Here is a 20500-nt window from a genome sequence, read left to right as displayed (position 1 = left end):
CAGGCTGCAGCCTCCCTGATCGTTTCTGGATAAAGCATGAGAATTTTGATCATTGGGCCCAGCTGGGTGGGCGACATGGTAATGGCACAGACCCTGTTCCATTGCCTGAAGCAGCATCACCCCGAGTGTGTGATCGATGTGCTGGCACCTGAATGGAGCCGGCCGATCCTTGAGCGTATGCCTGAAGTGCGCAAGGCCTTGAGCTTCCCGCTCGGCCACGGCGTGCTGGAGTTGGCGACCCGTCGGCGTATCGGTAAATCCCTGGCTGGCGAGTACGATCAGGCGATTCTGTTGCCCAATTCGATGAAGTCGGCGCTGGTGCCGTTCTTTGCCGGCATCGCTCGGCGTACCGGCTGGCGTGGCGAGTTCCGCTACGGTCTGCTCAATGATGTGCGCACGCTCGACAAGGCACGCTATCCCTTGATGATCGAGCGCTTCATGGCCCTGGCGTATCCGGCCGGTGCCGAGCTGCCCCAACCCTACCCGCGTCCGAACCTGCGCATCGAGGCCGAAAGCCGAGAGGCCGCGCTGGCCAAGTTCGGCCTGAGCCTGGATCGCCCGGTATTGGCCTTGTGCCCTGGCGCCGAGTTTGGTGAGGCCAAGCGTTGGCCGTCCGAGCATTACGCCAAGGTCGCTGAAATCAAGATCCGTGAAGGCTGGCAGGTGTGGCTGTTTGGCTCGAAGAACGACCATGCGGTGGGCGAGTCGATCCGTGAGCGGCTGATCCCTGGGCTGCGCGAGGAGTCGACCAACCTCAGTGGCGAAACCTCCCTGGCCGAGGCGATCGACCTGCTGTCCTGCAGTGACGCGGTGGTGTCCAACGACTCTGGCCTGATGCATGTGGCTGCGGCCCTTAACCGTCCGCTGGTGGCGGTTTATGGCTCGACCTCGCCGGGCTTCACCCCGCCGTTGGCCGATCAGGTGGAAATCGTTCGCCTGGGCCTTGAGTGCAGCCCGTGTTTCGAGCGGACCTGCCGCTTTGGTCACTACAATTGCCTGCGCCAGCTGGAGCCGGATGCCGTGGCTGCCGCGCTGCAGCGGTTGAACGGCCCGACGTTGATTGATGTCATGGCCGAGGTCGACTAAGTGCGGGTATTGCTGATCAAGACGTCTTCTCTGGGTGACGTGATTCACGCGTTGCCGGCGCTGACCGATGCGTCCCGGGCGATTCCCGGCATCCGCTTCGACTGGGTGGTCGAAGAGGGTTTCGCCGAGATCCCCAGTTGGCATCCTGCGGTGGACACGGTCATTCCGGTGGCTATCCGCCGCTGGCGCAAGAACCTCTGGCAGACCTTCAAGAGCGGCGAATGGCGCCAGTTCAAGCAGCGTCTGCGTGAACGCCAGTACGACCTGGTGATCGATGCTCAAGGCCTGGTCAAGAGCGCCTGGTTGACCCGCTACGTCAAGGCGCCGGTTGCTGGCCTTGACCGCTATTCGGCCCGCGAAGGCCTGTCGAGCCGGTTCTATGACCGCCGACTGTCGGTTGCCAATGGCCAGCACGCGGTCGAGCGGGTGCGTCAGCTGTTCGCCTTGTCGCTGGGCTACGACCTGCCTTCCGGTTTGGGTGACTACGGCCTTGATCGTGCCCGCTTGCAGGAAGGCATCGCGGCACCGTTCGTGGTGTTTCTGCATGGCACCACCTGGGACACCAAGCACTGGCCTGAGGCCTACTGGCGAGAGCTGGCCGAGCGCATGGGCCGCCTGCGTGTCGAGGTGCGTTTGCCGTGGGGGAACCCGGCCGAGCGTGCGCGTGCCGAGCGTATTGCCCAAGGGCTGAGCAATGCCAAGGTCTTGCCGAAACTGAATCTGGCCGGTGTCGCCCGGGTGCTGGCGTCGGCCAGGGCCTGTGTGGCGGTAGATACCGGCCTCGGGCACTTGGCGGCAGCGCTGGATGTGCCAACCCTGTCCTTGTTCGGGCCGACCAACCCTGGGCTCACCGGTGCCTATGGCAAGGCGCAGATACACCTGGGGAGCAATTTCCCCTGTGCGCCCTGCCTGCAGAAAAAATGCACCTACAAACCGAGCGCTGACGATCAGCGTCGGTTCGATCTCAAACGCGAGTGGCCGTTGTGTTTCACTCGCTTGAATCCCGAGCACGTCGCGGGCCGATTGAGCGCGCTGCTGCTGGCTGAGGATGTTCGTTGATGCAACTGGCTTTTGTGCTCTACAAGTATTTCCCGTTCGGTGGCCTGCAACGCGACTTCATGCGCATTGCGTTGGAGTGCCAGCGTCGCGGGCACCAGATCCGTGTCTACACGTTGATCTGGGAGGGCGATGTACCTCCGGGCTTTGAAGTGTTGGTGGCGCCGGTCAAGGCGCTGTTCAACCACCGACGCAATGAAAAGCTCAGTGCCTGGATGGCGGCCGACCTGGCCAAACGCCCGGTCGATCGCTTGATCGGTTTCAACAAGATGCCCGGCCTGGACGTTTACTATGCGGCTGACGGCTGCTTCGAGGACAAGGCGCAGACCCTGCGTAACTCGCTGTACCGGCGTTGGGGCCGCTACCGGCATTTTGCCGAGTACGAGCGGGCGGTATTTGCGCCAGAGTCCAAGACTGAAATCTTGATGATCTCCGAAGTGCAACAGCCACTGTTCATCAAACACTACGGCACGCCGCTGCAACGTTTCCACTTGCTGCCACCGGGCATCTCTCAGGATCGCCGGGCGCCGGCCAACGCCGCAGAGATTCGTGCGGCGTTTCGCCGTGAGTTCAAGCTGTCGGACGATGAGCTGTTGCTGGTGCAGATCGGTTCGGGTTTCAAGACCAAAGGTGTCGATCGCAGCCTGAAAGCCCTGGCGGCACTGCCTTCGGACTTGCGCAAACGTACCCGACTGATGGTGATCGGTCAGGACGACCCCAAGGTGTTCCAGCTGCAGAGTACGGCGCTGGGCCTGGGTGAGCATGTGCAGTTCCTCAAGGGGCGCAGCGATATTCCGCGCTTCCTGCTCGGTGCCGACCTGTTGATTCACCCGGCCTACAACGAGAACACCGGTACGGTGTTGCTGGAAGCCCTGGTGGCGGGTTTGCCGGTGCTGGTCTCGGCGGTCTGTGGTTATGCCCATTACATTGCCGAGGCTGACAGCGGCCTGGTGCTCGATGAACCCTTCGAGCAGGAGCAGCTTAACCAGTACCTGCAACGCATGCTTGAAGACAACACCGCTCGCGCCGCCTGGGCGCGTAATGGTTTGGCGTTTGCCGACAGTGCCGACTTGTACAGCATGCCCGAGCATGCCGCCGATGTGATTCTGGCGCAGGAGCGCGCATGAAGCTGAAACTGGCTGAACCCTTCAAGCGCCTGTGGGCCGGGTGCGATGCCTTCGAGGCTGTTGAAGCCTTGCAAGGCCAGGTGTACCGCGAGCTGGAGGGCCGCCGTACCCTGCGCACCGAGGTCGAGGGGCGGGGTTATTTCGTCAAGATTCACCGTGGCATTGGCTGGGGTGAGATCTTCAAGAACCTGTTCACGGCCAAGCTGCCGGTGCTCGGTGCTGGCCAGGAATGGCGCGCCATTGAGCGCCTGCACCAGGTCGGCGTCCCCACCATGACCGCAGTGGCCTATGGTGAGCGTGGCAGCAACCCGGCGACCCAGCACTCGTTCATCGTGACGGAGGAACTGGCGCCCACGGTCAGCCTGGAAGATTTCAGCCTGAACTGGACCCAGCAGCCACCAGAGCCACGCCTGAAGAGGGCGTTGATTGCGGAAGTGGCGCGCATGACCGGCACCATGCACCGCGCAGGGGTCAATCACCGTGACTGCTACATCTGTCACTTCCTGCTGCACACCGACCGTCCAGTGACGGCGGATGACTTCAAGCTTTCGGTGATCGACCTGCACCGCGCTCAAACCCGCGCGCAGATCTCCCGGCGCTGGCGCGACAAAGACCTGGCTGCGCTGTATTTCTCGGCTCTGGACATTGGCCTGACTCCGCGGGACAAGCTGCGTTTCCTGCGCGGCTATTTTCAGCAGCCATTGCGTCAGGTTCTGGCCGAAGAAGCAGCCTTGTTGCGCTGGCTGGAGGGCAAGGCCCAGAAGCTCTATGCGCGCAAGCAACGGTATGGGGATGCGCTCTGATGGCGGGTTGGACACTTGACCCTGCCTATGCGGCACTCGCAGCCGATTTTGGCAGTATCGATGCGGTCTTCGCGCTTCAGGGTGAGCGCTTGACGCACGATCTGTTGAGCGAGGTGATCCGGGTTCAGCGCGACGGAATCAACTATTACGTCAAACGCTATGTCGGTGCTGGCAAAGGCCTGCGCCGTTACCTCGGGCGCCCACGGATCAAAGCGGAATGGCAGAACCTCAGGCAGTTTGCAAAGTGGAACATCCCTACCGCCGAAGTGATCGCCTGGGGCTTGGAGCGCAACGGCCTGAGTTTTAGCCGCGGGGCGATGATTACCCGTGAGTTGCCGCATACCGAAGACTTGTCGGCGCTGGCGGAACGCCGTGACCCGCGCTTGCGTGACCGCGCCTGGGTTGACCACCTGAGTCAACAGCTGGCGCGGCATACCCGCTGCATGCATGACCAGCGTTTTACCCACAATGACCTTAAGTGGCGCAACCTGCTGGTCGATGATCAGGGCACGTTGTTCCTGATCGACTGCCCGACGGGCGACTTCTGGTGGGGCTTTATGCTGCGCTACCGGATTACAAAGGATTTGGCATGCCTGGATAAAGTGGCCAAGTATCAGTTGTCGGCTACCCAAAGATTGCGCTTCTACCTGCAGTACCGTGGGTGCAAGCGGCTCGATGCGGCGGACAAGCGGCGCATTCGGCATGTTGTCAGGTTTTTTGAGGGACGTGAATGAGCGATTTTCTGGCCAGTGGCGAGTTGGCATTGCTCGCCCGTCATGGCCTGAGCGATTTCGACCAACTATGGGCACTGCAGCTCGATGCGGTCGATGAGCCCAATACCGGGCGTGGTGGCTGGAGCAGCGTTTACCGCTTGGAGCTTGAGGGGAAGGGCTACTACCTGAAGCGTCAGAGCAACTACCTGACTCGCACCTTGCACCGGCCATTCGGTGAGCCGACGTTTGCCCGCGAGTTTCGCAATATCAGCCGTTACCAGGCCCTGAGCATCCCTGCGTTGCAGGCGGTCTACTACGGTGAGCGGCGTATTCGCGGTGAGCGTCGAGCCATTCTGATGACCCGTGCACTGGACGACTGGAGCGACCTGGAAAGCCTGCTGGAAAAGTGGCCGCAGCTGTCGGCGTCGAAGCGTCAGGGCATTCTTCAGGTGTGTGGACGATCCGCGCGTAAGCTGCACCGTGCCGGTCAGGTGCATTGCTGCTTCTATCCCAAGCATATTTTTCTGCGTGAGCGCCGTGATGGCTGGCAGGCACGGCTGATTGACCTGGAGAAGACGCGACCGTTGTTGTTTGGCATGCGCGACCGGCTGAAAGACCTGGAACCATTGCTGCGGCGTGCCCAGGCCTGGAGCGAAGGCGATGTGCGTGTGCTGCTGGCGGCTTATCTGAAACAGCCAGCAGACAGCGCTTTGGTCGATAATTGGTTGGAGCGCCTGACGCGCCGCCGCTGTATTAAAGAGGCTCGCTGATGCAATTGTCTGAACTCAAGAGCGCCGGACGTCGCCCGACGCTGCCACTGAGCATTTCCCTGGCCGATGCAGCCGGTGCTGCCGATCTGCAACTGCTCACGCTGTTGCGGGTGCTGCCTGGGCAACGCTATGTCGGTGCCGGGGTCTGGCGTGGCAAGCCCGTACTGGCCAAGCTGCTGGTGGGCAACAGCGCTGCGCGGCACTTTCAGCGTGAGCTGGAGGGCGTGCGCTTGCTTGCCGGGCAAGGGCTGACCACGCCGCGGCTGTTGGCAGATGGCCTGCGCGAGGGCGAGGGTGGCTGGCTGCTGTTCGAGTTTCTTGAGGGTGCCCTCAGCCTGGCCGACGCCTGGGCCGAAGTGGAGAACCTGCCGTTGCTGGCAGACGAGCAACAGCAGGTGCTGGGCGAGGCACTGGCTGCGGTGGCGCAGATGCATGCCAAGGGCCTTTGGCAGGAAGACCTGCACCTGGACAACCTGTTGCGTCACAACGGCCAGCTGTACCTGATCGACGGGGCCGGTATCAAGGCCGAAACCCCAGGCCAGCCGCTGTCTCGTGATCGGGTGCTGCAGAACCTTGGGGTGTTGTTTGCACAGTTGCCCAAGCGTCTTGAGCCGTACATCGAAGAACTGTTGGTTCATTACCTGTTGGCCAATGGTGAACATGCGCTGGTACTGGAAGCGCTGCAGAAACAGACCGACAAGGTGCGTGCCTGGCGGCTGAAGGACTACCTGGACAAGGCCGGCCGTGAATGCACGCTGTTTAGCGTCGAACGCGGGCTTTCCGGGTTGCGGGCCGTGCGCCGCGATGAGTTGGCCGCGATGAGCGCTGTGCTGGAGCAGGCCGATACGTTGATCGAACAGGGGCTTATGTACAAGACCGGAGGGGCCGCCAGTGTCGCTCGGGTCGAGGTCGATGGCCGCCATCTGGTGATCAAACGCTACAACATCAAGAATGCCGCTCATTGGTTCAAGCGCTTCTGGCGTCCGAGCCGTGCCTGGCATTCATGGATTGAAGGGCATCGCCTGACGTTTCTGGAAATCGCCACGCCGAAGCCGCTGGCGGTACTGGAACGGCGGACCTGCGGCTTGCGTGGTCGTGCTTACCTGGTGACCGAGTACATGGACGGGCCTGACCTGGTCGAGTGCTTTGCGCCGTATGTCGAGAGCGGCGATGTGCCTCAGGAGCAGTTGCAGGCTCTACAGCAGTTGTTGGAGCGCTTGATCCATGAGCGCATCAGCCATGGTGACCTGAAGGGGCATAACCTGTTCTGGCAGGATGGTCGTTGGGCGCTGATTGACCTGGATGCGATGAGCCACCATGCGACCCAGCTCAGCTTCGCCCCGGCATTTGCCCGTGACCGGGCGCGGTTGCTGCGCAACTGGCCCACGGACAGCGCCCTGTACCAGCGGCTGGATCGGGAACTGCCGACGCTTGCCTGAGCGTCAGCGTGCTTGCTTAGAAGAGCTGACGCTGCTGCTGACGCCGGCGCCAGCCGTTTAGCCGCTGTTCAAGCGCCAAGGGGCTGTCGATGTTTTGCCGTTTTGCCTGGTTGAACAGGATCAGGGCCAGTTCGGCAGTGACCATGGCGTCGGCACTGGCATGGTGGCGTTCGCTGGCCTCCAGGCCGAAGTAGTAGGTCCAGTCATCAAGCCCGGCTTCACGCAAGGTGGCGTTGGGGTTGAGCTGGGGGGCCAGTTCGGCCACATCGATGAAAGGGTGTTGCAGGCGGTAACCCAGGCTGTCTTTCAGGGCGCGACTGAGCATGCGCTGATCAAAGGGTGCATGAAAGGCTAGTATCGGGCTTTCGCCAACGAACTCCATCAGGTCAAGCAAGGCTTCCGCGGGGTCGCAACCGGCAGCAATGGCGCTTGGGCCAAGGCCATGGATCAGCACGCTGGGGCTGAGTTTGTGGTCGTGTCGGTGCAGGGTGCGCTCAAACTGTTGACTGAAGTCGATGGCGCCGTCCTCAATGACTACCGCACCAATCGACAGTACCTGGTCACGGTTGACGTTCAACCCACTGGTCTCCAGGTCGAGCACAACCCAGCGTTGTTCGTCTAGCGGGCGCTCGTCGAGGGCGGCAGCGCCAGGCAATTGTGCCAGGCGCTGCGCTTGTTGTTCGTTAAGGTGGGGCTGGCGGGGCCGCAGCCAGGCAAACAGACTCATAACTGGTACCGCAGGGTCAGGCTGGCTTGCAGGCGCTGGGCCTGGCGCAGGGATTCACGCAGGATGCGTCGGTCCAGATGGTTCAGGCTGTCTGGGTCGACGCGGTTGGAGTAGGGCAGGTGATGCCGGGTTTGCAACTGGTGTTGCTGCATCCGGGTTTGCTGGATGAAGTGGTAGGCCTCTTCATAGGCCGCACCGTCCAGCGGGTCGATGACGTCCTTGGCAACCAGTTGGCGCAGGCGCTCCAGGGTGTTGTTGGCGCCGATGCCATTGGCCAGCGCGAGCAGGCGTGCGCCATCGACGAACGGTGTCAGGCCCTGAACCTTCAGGTCGAGTGTTGCGGCCTTGTCGTCGCCCTGGCGCGTCAGGACGAAGTCCCGGAAACGGCCGACCGGTGGGCGCTGACGCAAGGCGTTTTCGGCCATCATGCGCTGGAACAGACGGTTGTCGGCTACCTGCTCAAGAATGCCCTGACGCAGTTGCTCGCAGGCGCTTTCGTCGCCCCAGACCACCCGAAGGTCAAAGTAGATGCTTGAAGCCAGCAGGTTCTCCGGCGTGGCTTCACGAATGAAGGCGGCGAAGCGGCGGGCCCACTCGGCGCGTGAGAGGCACAGCTGTGGATTGCTGGCCATGATGTTGCCTTTGCACAGGGTGAATCCACATTGGGCCAGGCCTTGGTTGATGTGCAGCGCCAGCGGCAACAGCTTGCTGCGGATCTCTTCGGCCTGGGCCGCATCGCGTGCCTCGAAGATAATGCCGTTGTCTTGGTCGGTATGCAGGGTTTGCTCGCGTCGCCCTTCGCTGCCAAAACACAGCCAACTGAACGGCACGCCCGGATCGCCTTTGTCTTGAAGCGCCAACTCGATGACGCGGCAGACCGTATGGTCGTTGAGCAAGGTGATGATCTGGGTAATCTGGGTCGAGGATGCGCCGTGGGCCAGCATGCGCTCGACCAGTTGACCGATCTCGCCGCGCATCGATACCAGGTTCTCGATGCGTGGTGCGTTGCGGATGGTGCGGGCCAGGTGCACCAGGTCCACCCGTTGCAGGGAGAACAGGTCACGTTCGGAGACCACGCCACACAGGCGTTTGTCTTCTACCAGGCAAACGTGGGCGATGTGCCGCTCGGTCATCGCAATGGCCGCATCGAAGGCACTGGCCTCGGGGCTGAGGAAGAACGGCGCGTGGGTCATGTGCTGTTCGATCGGCGTGGCGAAGTCGGCGCTGGCGTCGGCCACCACCTGGCGAAGGTCGCGCAGGGTGAAGATGCCAATCGGTGCGCGCTGGGGGTCGACGATGACGATGCTGCCAACCTGTTGTTCATGCATCAGCCGTACTGCTTCGCGCAGCGCTGTCTCGGGGCCGCAGACCACCGGGTGACGCATTGCCAGCTCACCCAGGCGGGTGTTCAGCGAGTACTGAGTGCCCAGGGTTTCGACGGCCTTGCGCTGGACTTGCTGGTTGACCTGATCCAGCAGGCTGCTGACCCCACGCAGGGCGAAGTCCCGGAACACGTCAGACAGCGTGAACAGACGAATGAACGCGGCTTTAGGTAACCGAAGGCAGAAGGTGTCCTCGGCGGCCAGATGCTCGGTACGGGTCGCACGCTCACCCAGCAGCGCCGCCAGTGGGAAGCACTCGCCACTGGTGATTTCAAAGGTGGTTTCAGTGCCGCGTTTGGCGGTGTGCGGGCGTTCGCCGACCACACGCCCCTGTTTGACGATGTAGAAATGCTCCACAGGTCCATCGGCGGGCTTGATGATACTTTCGTCGGCAGCATAGAAACGCAACTGGCACTGTTCAACCAGATAGGCCAGATGAGCGTTCTCCATCTGGTTGAACGGAGGGAAACGCTGCAGGAACTGCATGGTTCCCTGAATGTTCTGCATGACTGCCGTCTTGCCGGCTTGGGCGAAGGCGTCCATTTTACTCATGTGTTCGACCACATCTCTGGGCTCGGCGGCGCAGCGCCGAAGATTGTTCTTGTCTGCCTCCATGGTCGGTCGCAGGCCCGGCAGTGCCCATTGGACGTAAGTCTAAAAAACGCGGCATAGGCAGGTTGATTGGCGTCAGGAGCGGGCTGCAGGCCATCCATTAAGTGATAGAAGGCAGGTTGCAAGGCGTCCGAATGCAGTCTGAACTTGTTCCAGTGGGCAATTTTCTACGTGCATGGAGCCGTGATGACCGATCATGAAAGTATCTTGAGTGACGCCGAGCGCGAGGCGCTAAGTGCGGTCATGCAGGCACCGGCACCGGCAGCCCTGACAGTATTGATTGTCGATGACCCGCGCAATGCCGCTGACCTGCTGGCTGCGCAGCTCTCCAGCCATGGCGTGCAGTGCCTGGTGCTGGATGACGGCCAAGCGGTACTTCAGCGGCTGAAGAAGGATCGGACAATCGGCCTGCTGATCACGGGCCTGCATATGGCCCCGGTCGATGGCCTGGGGTTGATTCGGTTGATTCGGGGGACGGAACGGGCGGCCTTGCCCATCGTGATTACCTCGGACGAGGCTGATGTGCAGGATGCGATCTCGGCAATGCGCCTGGGCGTAGTGGATTTTCTGCTCGGGCCGATCGATATGGAGGCGTTGCTGGCGCTGGTGCGGCGGGAGTTGGGCGTGAATTGAGCGTGAGGCGGCGTGCGTCGCCGCCAGCACCGCCCCCTGGTAGGAGGCAGTGCTGGCGATGGCGTTACAGGCCGTTACGCGCCTTGAACTCGCGCCGACGACGGTGCAGGACCGGCTCGGTGTAGCCGTTTGGCTGCTTGGTGCCTTCTACCACCAGTTCGACTGCCGCCTGGAAGGCGATGTTGTTGTCGAAGTCTGGTGCCAGTGGGCGGTACAGCGGGTCGTTGGCGTTCTGCCGGTCGACCACGGGGGCCATGCGCTTGAGGCTCTCCATGACCTGGGCTTCGCTGACGATACCGTGACGCAACCAGTTGGCCAGCAGTTGGCTGGAAATCCGCAGGGTGGCGCGGTCTTCCATCAGGCCGACATCGTTGATGTCCGGCACTTTCGAGCAGCCAACGCCTTGGTCGATCCAGCGCACAACATAGCCGAGGATACCCTGGGCGTTGTTGTCCAGCTCGTTACGCAGCTCTTCTTCGGACCAGTTGGTATTGGCGGCCAGCGGGATGGTCAGGATGTCGTCGACCGAAGCCGGTGCGCGCTTGGCCAGTTCCGCCTGGCGGGCGAAGACGTCGACCTTGTGATAATGCAGCGCGTGCAGCGCAGCAGCCGTTGGCGACGGCACCCAGGCAGTGTTGGCGCCAGCCAGCGGGTGAGCGATCTTCTGTTCGAGCATGCCGGCCATCAGGTCCGGCATGGCCCACATGCCTTTACCGATCTGTGCACGACCTGACAGGCCAGCGGCCAGACCGATATCGACGTTGGAGTTCTCGTAAGCGCCGATCCACTTCTCGGTTTTCATGTCGCCTTTGCGCACCATGGCGCCAGCCTCCATGGAGGTGTGGATTTCATCGCCGGTGCGATCAAGGAAACCGGTGTTGATGAACACTACACGCTCGCTGGCAGCCTGGATGCAGGCCTTCAGGTTGACCGTGGTACGACGCTCCTCGTCCATGATGCCGACTTTCAGCGTATTACGTTTCAAGCCCAGAACGTCTTCGATGCGACCGAACAGTTCATTGGTAAATGCGGCTTCTTCAGGGCCATGCATTTTCGGCTTCACGATATACACAGAGCCGGTGCGGCTGTTCTTGCGGGAGGTGTTGCCGTTGAGGTTGTGCACCGCCGCCAAGTTGGTGATCAGGCCGTCGAGGATGCCCTCTGGTACTTCGTTGCCGTCTTTGTCGAGAATGGCGTCGATGGTCATCAGGTGACCAACGTTACGCACAAACAGCAGCGAACGACCGTGCAGGCTCAACGTGCCACCCTGAGGCGTGCTGTACTCGCGGTCCGGGTTCATGGTGCGGGTGAAGCTCTGGCCACCTTTGCTGACGCTTTCAGACAGGTCGCCTTTCATCAGGCCGAGCCAGTTGCGGTAGACCACCACTTTGTCGTCGGCATCGACTGCAGCTACGGAGTCTTCGCAGTCCATGATGGTGGTCAGGGCGGCTTCGACCAGGATGTCTTTTACACCCGCTGCGTCGGTTTGGCCGACAGGGGTGTTGGCGTCGATCTGGATCTCGAAGTGCAGGCCGTTGTGCTTGAGCAGGATGGCGGTCGGTTTCGCCGCATCACCCTGGAAGCCAATCAGTTGTGCATCATCGCGCAGGCCACTGTTGCTGCCACCCTTGAGGGCGACTACCAGTTTTCCGCTCTCGATACGGTAGGCGGTGGCGTCGACATGGGAGCCGGCTGCCAGTGGCGCGGACTCATCGAGGAAGGCGCGAGCGAAGGCAATGACCTTGTCGCCACGAACCTTGTTGTAGCCTTTGCCTTTCTCCGCGCCACCCGCTTCGCTGATGGCGTCGGTGCCATACAGGGCGTCGTACAGCGAGCCCCAGCGGGCGTTGGATGCGTTCAGGGCAAAGCGCGCATTCATGACCGGAACCACCAGTTGTGGGCCGGCCATGCGAGCGATTTCGTCATCGACGTTTTCGGTGGAAATCTGGAAATCTGCCGCTTCTGGCAGCAGGTAGCCGATTTCCTGAAGGAAGGCTTTGTAGGCCGCAGCATCGTGTGCCTGGCCTTTGCGTGCCTGGTGCCAGGCGTCGATCTTCGCCTGCAGGTCGTCACGTTTGGCCAGGAGGGCTTTGTTCTTTGGAGCGAGGTCGTTGATGATCTTTTCCGCACCCACCCAGAACTGTTCGGCGTTGATACCGGTTCCAGGAATGGCTTCGTTGTTCACGAAGTCGAACAGGACTTTGGCGACCTGAAGGCCACCGACTTGAACGTGTTCAGTCATTGCTTGCCTCACTCTGCTCAGCTATTCAGCTCTTCTATTTAAAGCCTGTAGCGCTTCTCTAAACACGGCACCAGAACTTGCCCGGAGGGCGGCTGGGTGCAGCCTGCCAGGCGTGCTGGCGGGCGGTTGCGTATTTTCACAGGCGCCTTGGCAGACATCGAATCAACGTTTTGTAGTCCGCGCTGCGGCATACTACATGATGCGCGGCGGTTGTGAAAATTAGACTAAATACGTCGTTCTGCGACCGTTTGGTCGCATGGGGTCACGCTGGAAGACAACATGTTCTCAAAAAACAGAGAGATTGTTCCAGATAAATCTTAAAACAGTACACGATTTGTCTTTTGGGACGGCTGCGGCAGGTTGCCGCGCCTTGCCTATACTTTCCCGGCGCCTTGGCAATTCGGGCGAATCGAACCGTTAAACGCAGAGGGCTGCCGCGTGAATCATCTCGTATTGACAGTGATTGCCGCCGACAAGGCGGGCCAGGTGGAGCGCATCGCAGAATGCATTGCCGAGCATAACGGCAACTGGCTCGAGAGCCGGATGTCGCGGATGGCCGGCCAGTTTGCCGGGATTTTGCGCGTGGCCGTTCCGGCGGAGTCCTATGATGAGTTGGTCGAAGCCTTGCAGGCGCTGGCCAGCCAGGGTATTCGCGTGCTGATCGCCGAAAGCGGCATCGAACCTTCGTGTACCTGGAAGCCCATCGCGATGGAGCTGGTCGGCAACGACCGGCCAGGCATCGTTCGGGATATCACGCGTTTGTTGGCCGAGCTGGGGATCAACGTTGAGCGCTTGAACACGGATGTGCGACCGGCCCCCATGAGCAGTGAGCCGCTGTTCTATGCGGAAGCGTTGTTGGCGCTGCCGCTGACCTTGCCGCTCGAACAGCTACAGAAGCACCTGGAAGAACTGGCAGACGATCTGATGGTAGAGCTCACGTTACGACCGGAAGAGTAGTTATCCCGTTTTACCGGGGATGCCCCTGTGGATAACCTGGGGAGCCTCCTGGCAGCGCCAAGCCGGCTGCGGCCTCTGGAGGTTTGAGCAAAAAATGAGCAGATTCAAGGGCTTGTGCACAAAGCACGGGGATCAGCTTGTGGATAACCTTGGGAGAGGTTGCTGCAGGCCACGTGCTCTGTGGCCTGCAGCGATCTGTATATTTTTTGATCAGCTATTTTTGCGCAGGCGTAGCCAGCTATCGACGCTGTACAGCGCCAGGCCCGCCCAAATGAAGATGAACGCTACCAGCGTGCTGCTCGATAGGTGTTCGCCAAACAGCCACACCGCCTGCAGCAGGACCAGCGTCGGCGCCAGGTACTGCAGGAAGCCCAAAGTGGTATAGGGCAGGTGGCGCGCGGCGGCGTTGAAGCAGACCAGCGGCACCAGCGTGACCGGCCCGGCTGCAATCAGCCAGAGGGCTTCGCTGCTGCCGTAGAAGCTGGCCTGTGCGCTGTTGGCGTGCGGGTTGAGCAGCAGCCAGCCGAGTGCCAGCGGTACTAGCATCCAGGTTTCCACTACCAGCCCGGGCAGTGCCGCAACGGGCGCCCTTTTGCGGATCAGGCCGTAGAAACCGAAGCTCAGTGCCAGTATCAGTGAAATCCACGGCAGGCTACCGACCTGCCACACCTGTTGCGCCACCCCGAATGCTGCCAGGCCTACGGCGAGCCATTGCAGGCGGCGCAGGCGTTCGCCCAGTAGAAGCATACCCAGCAGAACGTTGACCAGCGGATTGATGTAGTAGCCCAGGCTGGCCTCAAGCATGCGGTCGTTGTTCACGGCCCAGACATAAGTCAGCCAGTTGCCGGCGATCAGCGCGCCGCTCAGGGCCAGGGTCGCCAGCCGGCCAGGGTTTTCGCGTAGCTCGCGCCACCAGCCGGGGTGTTTCCAGACCAGCAGCAACAGTGAGCCGAACAAGGCCGACCAGAGCACCCGGTGAACAATGATTTCGACGGCCGGAACGGCTTGCAGAGCTTTGAAATAGAGGGGGAACAGGCCCCAGATGATGTAGGCGGTCAGGCCCAGGATGTACCCGCGGCGCGGGTTGACGGCGTGCATGCAGATTCCTTGCTTAGGCAGCTAACTAAAAGCAGTCGCCATTGTAGACAGACTGCTTCAGGTTTCAGAACAATTTCAGCGGTTCTTCATCCAGTGCGGCCCGTTGTTCACGTAGTGCAAGGATCTGGTCGCCCCAGTAACGCTCCTGACCGAACCAGGGGAAACTACGCGGGAAGGCCGGGTCGTCCCAGCGCCGGGCCAGCCAGGCGCTGTAGTGCAGCTGGCGCAAGGCGCGCAGCGGTTCGATCAGGGCCAGTTCCCTCGGGTCGAAGTCGTGGAACTCGTTGTAGCCGTCCATCAGTTCAGCCAGTTGCCCCAGGCGCTCCTGCCGACTGCCGGCAAGCATCATCCACAGGTCTTGAACCGCCGGGCCCATGCGGCAGTCATCCAGGTCGACGATATGGAACACCTCATCCCGGCACATCATGTTGCCGGGGTGGCAGTCGCCATGCAGGCGGATGAGCGTGTGCGGCGTTTGCGCGTAGATGGCCTCGACGCGCTTGAGCAGGTCACGTGCGACCGACTCATAGGCGGGCAGCAGGCTTTTGGGGACGAAGTTGCCTTCCAGCAGGGTGGCGAGCGAAGCATGGCCGAAGTTATCCACCGCCAGGGTTTCACGGTGCAGAAACGGACGGGTAGCGCCTACGGCGTGCAAGCGCCCCAGCAGTTGGCCGAGGCGATAGAGTTGGTCCAGATTGCCCGGTTCGGGCGCTCGCCCGCCACGCCGTGGGAACAGGGTGAAGCGAAAACCGGCGTGTTCGAACAGGGTGGCGCCGTTGTGAACCAGTGGTGCGACCACCGGCACATCGCAATCGGCCAGTTCGGCAGTGAAGGCGTGCTCTTCGAGAATGGCCTCGTTGCTCCAGCGTCCGGGCCGGTAGAACTTGGCGATCAACGGTTCGGCGTCTTCGATGCCGACTTGATAGACGCGGTTCTCGTAACTGTTGAGGGCCAACACCCGGGCATCGCTGAGAAAACCGGTGCTTTCCACGGCGTCCAGCACCAGGTCGGGGGTGAGGGTATCGAAGGGGTGTGACATACGCGCTCCTGCCGTGCGGCAGGCAGCCGCATCATGCCTGGCATGGTAGCGCAATCCGCCGGATGCGATGCATCTCGTTGGGGTGCGCTACATGCCCCTGCGCGCGCCGAGTTGCAGGGGCTGTGTTGCGGTTCGCCTCAGGCGCCGATGATGCCGCCGTCGTCCCGGCGGATCGCCATGACGGATGAACGCGGCTTGCCGTTGGGCAGGTGCTCGGGGAAGGTCGAGCCGCCACTTTCGCCTGGGTGCTGGATACCTACGAACAGCGTGCGCTGGTCTGGCGCGAAGGCAATACCGGTGACTTCACAGCCCACCGGGCCGACCATGAAGCGCCGGATCTCGCCGGTCGTCGGGTTGGCGCAGAGCATCTGGTTGTTGCCCATGCCGGCAAAATCACCGCTATTGCTGTAGTCGCCATCGGTGAGAATCCACAGCCGTCCGTCGGCATCGAAACCCAGCCCGTCCGGGCTGTTGAACATGTTCTGCGGGGTGATGTTGGCTGAGCCGGCTTTCGCGTCGCCGGGATGAACGCCAGGGTTGCCGGCAATCAGGAACAGGTCCCAGTCGAAGGTCATCGCACCCTGGTCGTCAGCGCTTTCGCGCCAGCGCAGTATCTGCCCGTAGATGTTTTTCTCACGGGGGTTCGGTCCGTTTACGGGTTGGCCTTCTTCGCCGCGTTTGACGTTGTTGGTCAAGGTGCAATAGACCTGACCATCCTTGGGGCTGACCACAATCCATTCCGGGCGGTCCATGCGTGTGGCGCCAAGCAGGCTGGCCGCCAGGCGCGCATGGATCAGCACCTGAGCCTGATTGGCGAAGCCATTGGCGGCGTTCAGGCCGTTCTTGCCGTGGGTCAGCTCCAGCCACTGGCCCTTGCCTTTCGGCTGGTCGGGGTTGCCGTCGCCGTTGTCGAAGCGGGCGACATACAGGGTGCCGTGGTCGAGCAGGTTACGGTTGGCAGTGGGGTTCTTGTGGTCGATGGGGTCGCGACTGATGAATTTGTAGATGAACTCTCCACGTTCATCGTCGCCCATGTAGACCACTGCCCGGCCGTCGCGGGTTTCGCCTAGTGCCGCATTTTCATGTTTGAAGCGGCCCAGGGCTGTGCGCTTGACCGGCGTTGAATGTGGGTCGAAGGGGTCAATTTCGACGACCCAGCCATGCCGGTTGAGTTCATTGGGGTTTTTCGCCAGGTCGAAGCGCGGATCGTGCAGGTGCCAGCCGATGTCCTTGCTGGCGACCGAGGCACCGTAGCGTTTCTGGCCCGCATCGAATGCCTGTTGCGGGTTGCTGCTGCCGAAGCAGTCGGTGAAGTTTTCTTCGCAGGTCAGGTAGGTGCCCCATGGCGTCTTGCCGTTGGCGCAGTTCTGGAAGGTGCCCAGTACCTTGCTGCCGCTGTTGTCGGCAGCGGTCTTGAGCCAGGCATCGCCGCTGGCCGGGCCGCTCATGCGGATTGGCGTATTGCCGTGAATCCTGCGGTTGTAGGGCGAGCCCTGGACGAACTGCCACTGGCCATTGCTGCGTTGCACCTCAATCACCGACACGCCTTCGGCAGCCTGGGCCTTATGCACATCTTCGGCGGAGGTTGGCTGGCCACCGTGAGGGAACAGGTAGCGGTAGTTGGTGTACTCGTTGTTGATGGCCATCAACGCCCGGTTTTCATCGCCAGGAAAGGGGAACAGGCTCATGCCATCGTTATTGTCGCCAAACTGCAGTTCCTGCGCTTTGGCGCTGCCATTGCCCGAGGCGTCGAACGCCGGGCTGTCGGTGTGCAGCGGCTGGCCCCAACTGATCAGTACCGAGGCGTTGTAGCCCGGCGGCAGGCTGATGCTGTCGGTGGTTGCGGCAGGGATCGTCGGAAAACCCAGCAGGCTGTCGTTGGCGGCCTTGACGCTCTGCGCCAGTGTGCTGCGGCTCAGCAGGCCGCCGCCAAGGAACAACGCGGCGCCACACAGGGCGCCGGCACCGATGAAGCGGCGTCGGCTGAGGCCGACCATCTGTTCGAGATCGGTAGGCTGGTTTTCGTCTAAAAGGGTCATGGTCGGCTTCCTGCTGTTTTGGCAGTCACCTTAGTCAGCCTGTATGACGGTAATGTGTCGAATTTTAGACTGGGGTTCCCAGCAGTACACAGGCCGGCGGGAACTGAACCTGTAACAGGCTTCCAGGCGTTGCGTGCAACTCATTCAGCCACTCGGCTTCTGCGAGGGCGCAGAGGGTCTGGCCGTTGCTTAGCACCAGGCGCACTTCGCTGGGCCCTTCGGCATCGTCGAGGCGCTCCTCGACGGTTGCCAGCAGGCAGTTGTAGCCAGCTTCAGGCTGGGCATCGGTCGCCAACAACTCCAGCCAGCCAGCCTTGATCAGCGCAACGACAGTGGCCCCTGGGGCCAGCTCCAGGCGCAGCGTGCTGTCATGGGTGATCTGTGCGCTGAGGCTCAGGTTGTCGGCCAGTGCCAGCTCGATCAGGTCATTGCGACCCTGAGCCTCTATTGCGCGTACCTTGCCGTACAGTTGGTTGCGTGCGCTGGTGCGCAGCATCAGCCGACCGAGCAGGTCGAGATCCGCCGCGTCTTCGGTGGCTTCGAGAATTTGCGCCTGCAAGGCTTGCAGGCGTTGATACAGGCGCAGTACCCGAGCGCCTTCCTCGGTGAGTTTCGCGCCGCCACCACCCCGGCCGCCGACGCTGCGTTCGACCAGTGGTGTGCCAGCCAGATTGTTCAGCTCGTCGATGGCATCCCAGGCGGCCTTGTAGCTGATGCCGGCGCTTTTGGCCGCCCGCGTGATCGAGCCTTGTTCGGCGATGTGCTGCAGCAGGGCGATACGTTGCGGGCGTTTGACGAGGTGCTGGTTGAGCAGGGCGGGCGGGGACATGAATGGCTACGCAGGGTGGCGGTGATCGCTGCGAAAGTGCCCGCCCGCTTGTGCCAAGTCAAGCGCTGCCCGGTTTTGGTGTGCGCGCCAGGCAGTACACATCAACCCGTCGAGCCCCCGCCTTGAGCAACTGGCTCGCCAAGGCCTGGGCGGTAGCGCCGGTGGTCAGTACATCATCGACCAAGGCCAGGTGACGGCCGGCCACGGCGTTCACATCGGTCACTGCGAACGCCTGGCGCAGGTTGCGTTTGCGGGTCCGGGCGTTCAGGCCCTGTTGCGTAGGTGTATCGAGCGTGCGCACCAGCAGGTGCTCATTGCAGGTAATGTCCAGTTGTGTGCCGAGCCACTTGGCCAGCATCCCCGCTTGGTTGTAACCGCGCTGACGCAACCGGCGTGTGGCCATCGGTACAGGTAACAGAAGCGTTGGCTGCGCCGGGCCTTCGGCGAAACGGTAGGCCAGCCAGTTACCGAGCAGTTCGGCGAGCAGTCGCCCCAGCGGCCATTGCCGGTGGTATTTGAAGCGGGTGATCAGTGCATCCACTGGAAACCCATAGTGCCAAGGGGCTTCAACCTGCTGGAAAGCCGGGCGGCGGCGATTGCATTGCCCGCAGACCAGTCCCGTCATCGGCAAGGGCAAGGCGCACACCCGGCATCGTTCATCAAGCCAGGGCAGCTCAGCCTCGCAGGCGACGCAGATGGGGATGGGGGCGTGGGCAGGTTCATCGCATAACAAACAGCTGTGGTTATTATTTAACCACTTGTAAACCACCTGTTTAAGCTTCGGTTGACAGTGCATGGGGCTTCCTTAATCATGCAAACACTCCGTGATGCGCTGGCGGGCTTTCCTGTCCCGGCGCCAGTCAAGCCTAAACAAGGAATCGCCCATGAGCGCCAGCACAACTGCAACTCTTCGTCACGACTGGACCCTGGCTGAGGTTAAAGCCCTGTTCCAACAGCCGTTCAATGACTTGCTGTTCCAGGCGCAGACCGTACACCGCGCGCACTTCAACGCTAACCGTGTTCAGGTCTCGACCCTGCTGTCGATCAAGACCGGTGCCTGCCCGGAAGATTGCAAATATTGTCCACAGTCCGGTCACTACAACACCGGCCTGGACAAGCAGAAGCTGATGGAAGTGCAGAAGGTGCTAGAGGAAGCCGCGCGGGCCAAGGCTATCGGTTCTACCCGGTTCTGCATGGGCGCCGCCTGGAAACACCCGTCGGCCAAGGACATGCCGTATGTGCTGGAGATGGTCAAAGGGGTCAAGGCCATGGGCCTGGAAACCTGCATGACCCTGGGCAAGCTCGACCGTGAGCAGACCCAGGCCCTGGCCGAAGCCGGGCTGGACTACTACAACCACAACCTCGATACCTCGCCGGAGTTCTACGGCAACATCATCACCACCCGTACCTATGGCGAGCGCCTGGAAACCCTGGCGTATGTGCGCGATGCGGGGATGAAGATCTGCTCGGGTGGCATCCTCGGCATGGGCGAGTCGCTGGACGACCGCGCCGGCCTGCTGATTCAACTGGCCAACCTGCCAGAGCACCCGGAGTCGGTACCGATCAACATGCTGGTGAAGGTCGCCGGTACGCCGCTGGAGAATGCCGAGGCTGTCGATCCGTTCGACTTTATCCGCATGCTCGCTGTTGCCCGCATCCTGATGCCCAAGTCCCATGTTCGTCTGTCGGCTGGCCGTGAAGCCATGAACGAAGAAATGCAGGCGCTGGCCTTCTTCGCCGGCGCCAACTCGATTTTCTACGGCGAGAAGCTGCTGACCACTGCCAACCCGCAGGCCGACAAGGACATGCAACTGTTTGCACGCCTTGGCATCCAGCCTGAGGCCCGCGAGGAGCATGCTGATGAAGTTCATCAGGCGGCTATCGAGCAGGCCCTGATCGAGCAGAAGAGCAGCGAGCTGTTCTACAACGCCGCCTCGGTTTGAGGTGC

At 61.6% G+C, this 20500-nt stretch carries 18 protein-coding genes; 10 read left to right on the top strand and 8 right to left on the bottom strand.

All coding sequences use genetic code 11. The features are described from left to right. Positions 1-36 precede the first annotated feature (36 nt). The 7 genes from waaF to AB7M23_RS04405 are packed head-to-tail and all read left to right on the top strand — an operon-like array spanning position 37 to position 6994. On the top strand, positions 37-1086 hold the full coding sequence (gene waaF / locus AB7M23_RS04435) for a lipopolysaccharide heptosyltransferase II (RefSeq protein ID WP_065760762.1): 1050 nt from the start codon (positions 37-39) through the stop codon (positions 1084-1086). Next, positions 1087-2145 (top strand): lipopolysaccharide heptosyltransferase I, encoded by a 1059-nt coding sequence (waaC, locus tag AB7M23_RS04430; RefSeq protein WP_454240277.1) that lies wholly within the window; start codon positions 1087-1089, stop codon positions 2143-2145. After that, positions 2145-3269 carry a glycosyltransferase family 4 protein gene (locus AB7M23_RS04425; RefSeq protein ID WP_102052200.1) on the top strand — a complete coding sequence of 375 codons (1125 nt, stop codon included), beginning with the start codon at positions 2145-2147 and terminating at the stop codon, positions 3267-3269. Before waaC ends, AB7M23_RS04425 begins: the two co-directional genes overlap by 1 nt. Then, positions 3266-4072 carry a lipopolysaccharide core heptose(I) kinase RfaP gene (gene rfaP, locus AB7M23_RS04420; RefSeq protein ID WP_102052199.1) on the top strand — a complete coding sequence of 269 codons (807 nt, stop codon included), beginning with the start codon at positions 3266-3268 and terminating at the stop codon, positions 4070-4072. Before AB7M23_RS04425 ends, rfaP begins: the two co-directional genes overlap by 4 nt. After that, positions 4072-4806, top strand: coding sequence for a lipopolysaccharide kinase InaA family protein (locus AB7M23_RS04415; RefSeq protein WP_102052198.1), 735 nt, complete (start codon positions 4072-4074; stop codon positions 4804-4806). Before rfaP ends, AB7M23_RS04415 begins: the two co-directional genes overlap by 1 nt. After that, complete coding sequence (locus AB7M23_RS04410) at positions 4803-5555, top strand: lipopolysaccharide kinase InaA family protein (RefSeq protein ID WP_454240276.1); 753 nt, start codon at positions 4803-4805, stop codon at positions 5553-5555. Before AB7M23_RS04415 ends, AB7M23_RS04410 begins: the two co-directional genes overlap by 4 nt. Continuing rightward, positions 5555-6994, top strand: coding sequence for a lipopolysaccharide kinase InaA family protein (locus AB7M23_RS04405; RefSeq protein ID WP_454240275.1), 1440 nt, complete (start codon positions 5555-5557; stop codon positions 6992-6994). Before AB7M23_RS04410 ends, AB7M23_RS04405 begins: the two co-directional genes overlap by 1 nt. 16 nt (positions 6995-7010) lie before the next feature. Here the strand turns inward: AB7M23_RS04405 and AB7M23_RS04400 are convergent, their stop codons facing one another. Both AB7M23_RS04400 and AB7M23_RS04395 read right to left on the bottom strand, forming a co-directional pair. Continuing rightward, positions 7011-7721, bottom strand: coding sequence for a 3'-5' exonuclease (locus AB7M23_RS04400; RefSeq protein ID WP_454240274.1), 711 nt, complete (start codon positions 7719-7721; stop codon positions 7011-7013). Next, positions 7718-9655: a DUF294 nucleotidyltransferase-like domain-containing protein gene (locus AB7M23_RS04395; protein WP_102052228.1), complete on the bottom strand. Its 1938-nt coding sequence runs from the start codon at positions 9653-9655 to the stop codon at positions 7718-7720. The genes AB7M23_RS04400 and AB7M23_RS04395 overlap by 4 nt, the downstream gene beginning before the upstream one ends. Before the next feature lie 246 nt (positions 9656-9901). On the opposite strand from AB7M23_RS04395, the gene AB7M23_RS04390 reads away from it, so the two are divergent. Then, a complete protein-coding gene (locus AB7M23_RS04390) occupies positions 9902-10348 on the top strand; it encodes a response regulator (RefSeq protein ID WP_330522843.1) in 447 nt (148 codons plus the stop codon). Positions 10349-10412: 64 nt separating this feature from the next. On the opposite strand, the gene AB7M23_RS04385 is transcribed toward AB7M23_RS04390, so the two are convergent. Next, positions 10413-12590, bottom strand: a complete 2178-nt coding sequence (locus AB7M23_RS04385; protein ID WP_454240273.1) for a malate synthase G — start codon at positions 12588-12590, stop codon at positions 10413-10415. A gap of 438 nt (positions 12591-13028) precedes the next feature. Between AB7M23_RS04385 and AB7M23_RS04380 the strand changes: the two genes are divergently transcribed. Then, positions 13029-13547 (top strand): glycine cleavage system protein R, encoded by a 519-nt coding sequence (locus AB7M23_RS04380; protein ID WP_065760752.1) that lies wholly within the window; start codon positions 13029-13031, stop codon positions 13545-13547. Positions 13548-13757: 210 nt separating this feature from the next. Here AB7M23_RS04380 and rarD read toward each other — a convergent pair whose 3' ends face one another. The 5 genes from rarD to AB7M23_RS04355 all read right to left on the bottom strand — a co-directional run bounded on the left by rarD (position 13758) and on the right by AB7M23_RS04355 (position 19348). Further along, positions 13758-14645: an EamA family transporter RarD gene (gene rarD, locus AB7M23_RS04375; RefSeq protein ID WP_454240272.1), complete on the bottom strand. Its 888-nt coding sequence runs from the start codon at positions 14643-14645 to the stop codon at positions 13758-13760. Between the two features lie 64 nt (positions 14646-14709). Further along, a complete protein-coding gene (locus AB7M23_RS04370; protein ID WP_454240271.1) occupies positions 14710-15684 on the bottom strand; it encodes a serine/threonine protein kinase in 975 nt (324 codons plus the stop codon). A 137-nt stretch (positions 15685-15821) separates the two neighbouring features. Beyond that, a complete protein-coding gene (locus AB7M23_RS04365) occupies positions 15822-17723 on the bottom strand; it encodes a PhoX family protein (RefSeq protein ID WP_454240270.1) in 1902 nt (633 codons plus the stop codon). Between the two features lie 64 nt (positions 17724-17787). Then, a complete protein-coding gene (locus AB7M23_RS04360; RefSeq protein WP_454240269.1) occupies positions 17788-18552 on the bottom strand; it encodes a TOBE domain-containing protein in 765 nt (254 codons plus the stop codon). Between the two features lie 58 nt (positions 18553-18610). Beyond that, positions 18611-19348 (bottom strand): double zinc ribbon domain-containing protein, encoded by a 738-nt coding sequence (locus tag AB7M23_RS04355; protein WP_454240268.1) that lies wholly within the window; start codon positions 19346-19348, stop codon positions 18611-18613. An 88-nt stretch (positions 19349-19436) separates the two neighbouring features. Here AB7M23_RS04355 and bioB point away from each other — a divergent pair, with 88 nt between their 5' ends. After that, positions 19437-20495: a biotin synthase BioB gene (gene bioB, locus AB7M23_RS04350; protein ID WP_065761524.1), complete on the top strand. Its 1059-nt coding sequence runs from the start codon at positions 19437-19439 to the stop codon at positions 20493-20495. The last annotated feature ends 5 nt before the right edge of the window (positions 20496-20500 follow it).

Source organism: Pseudomonas sp. HLS-6 TE3448 (assembly GCF_053629555.1).
This window is presented reverse-complemented; position numbering and strand designations above follow the sequence as displayed.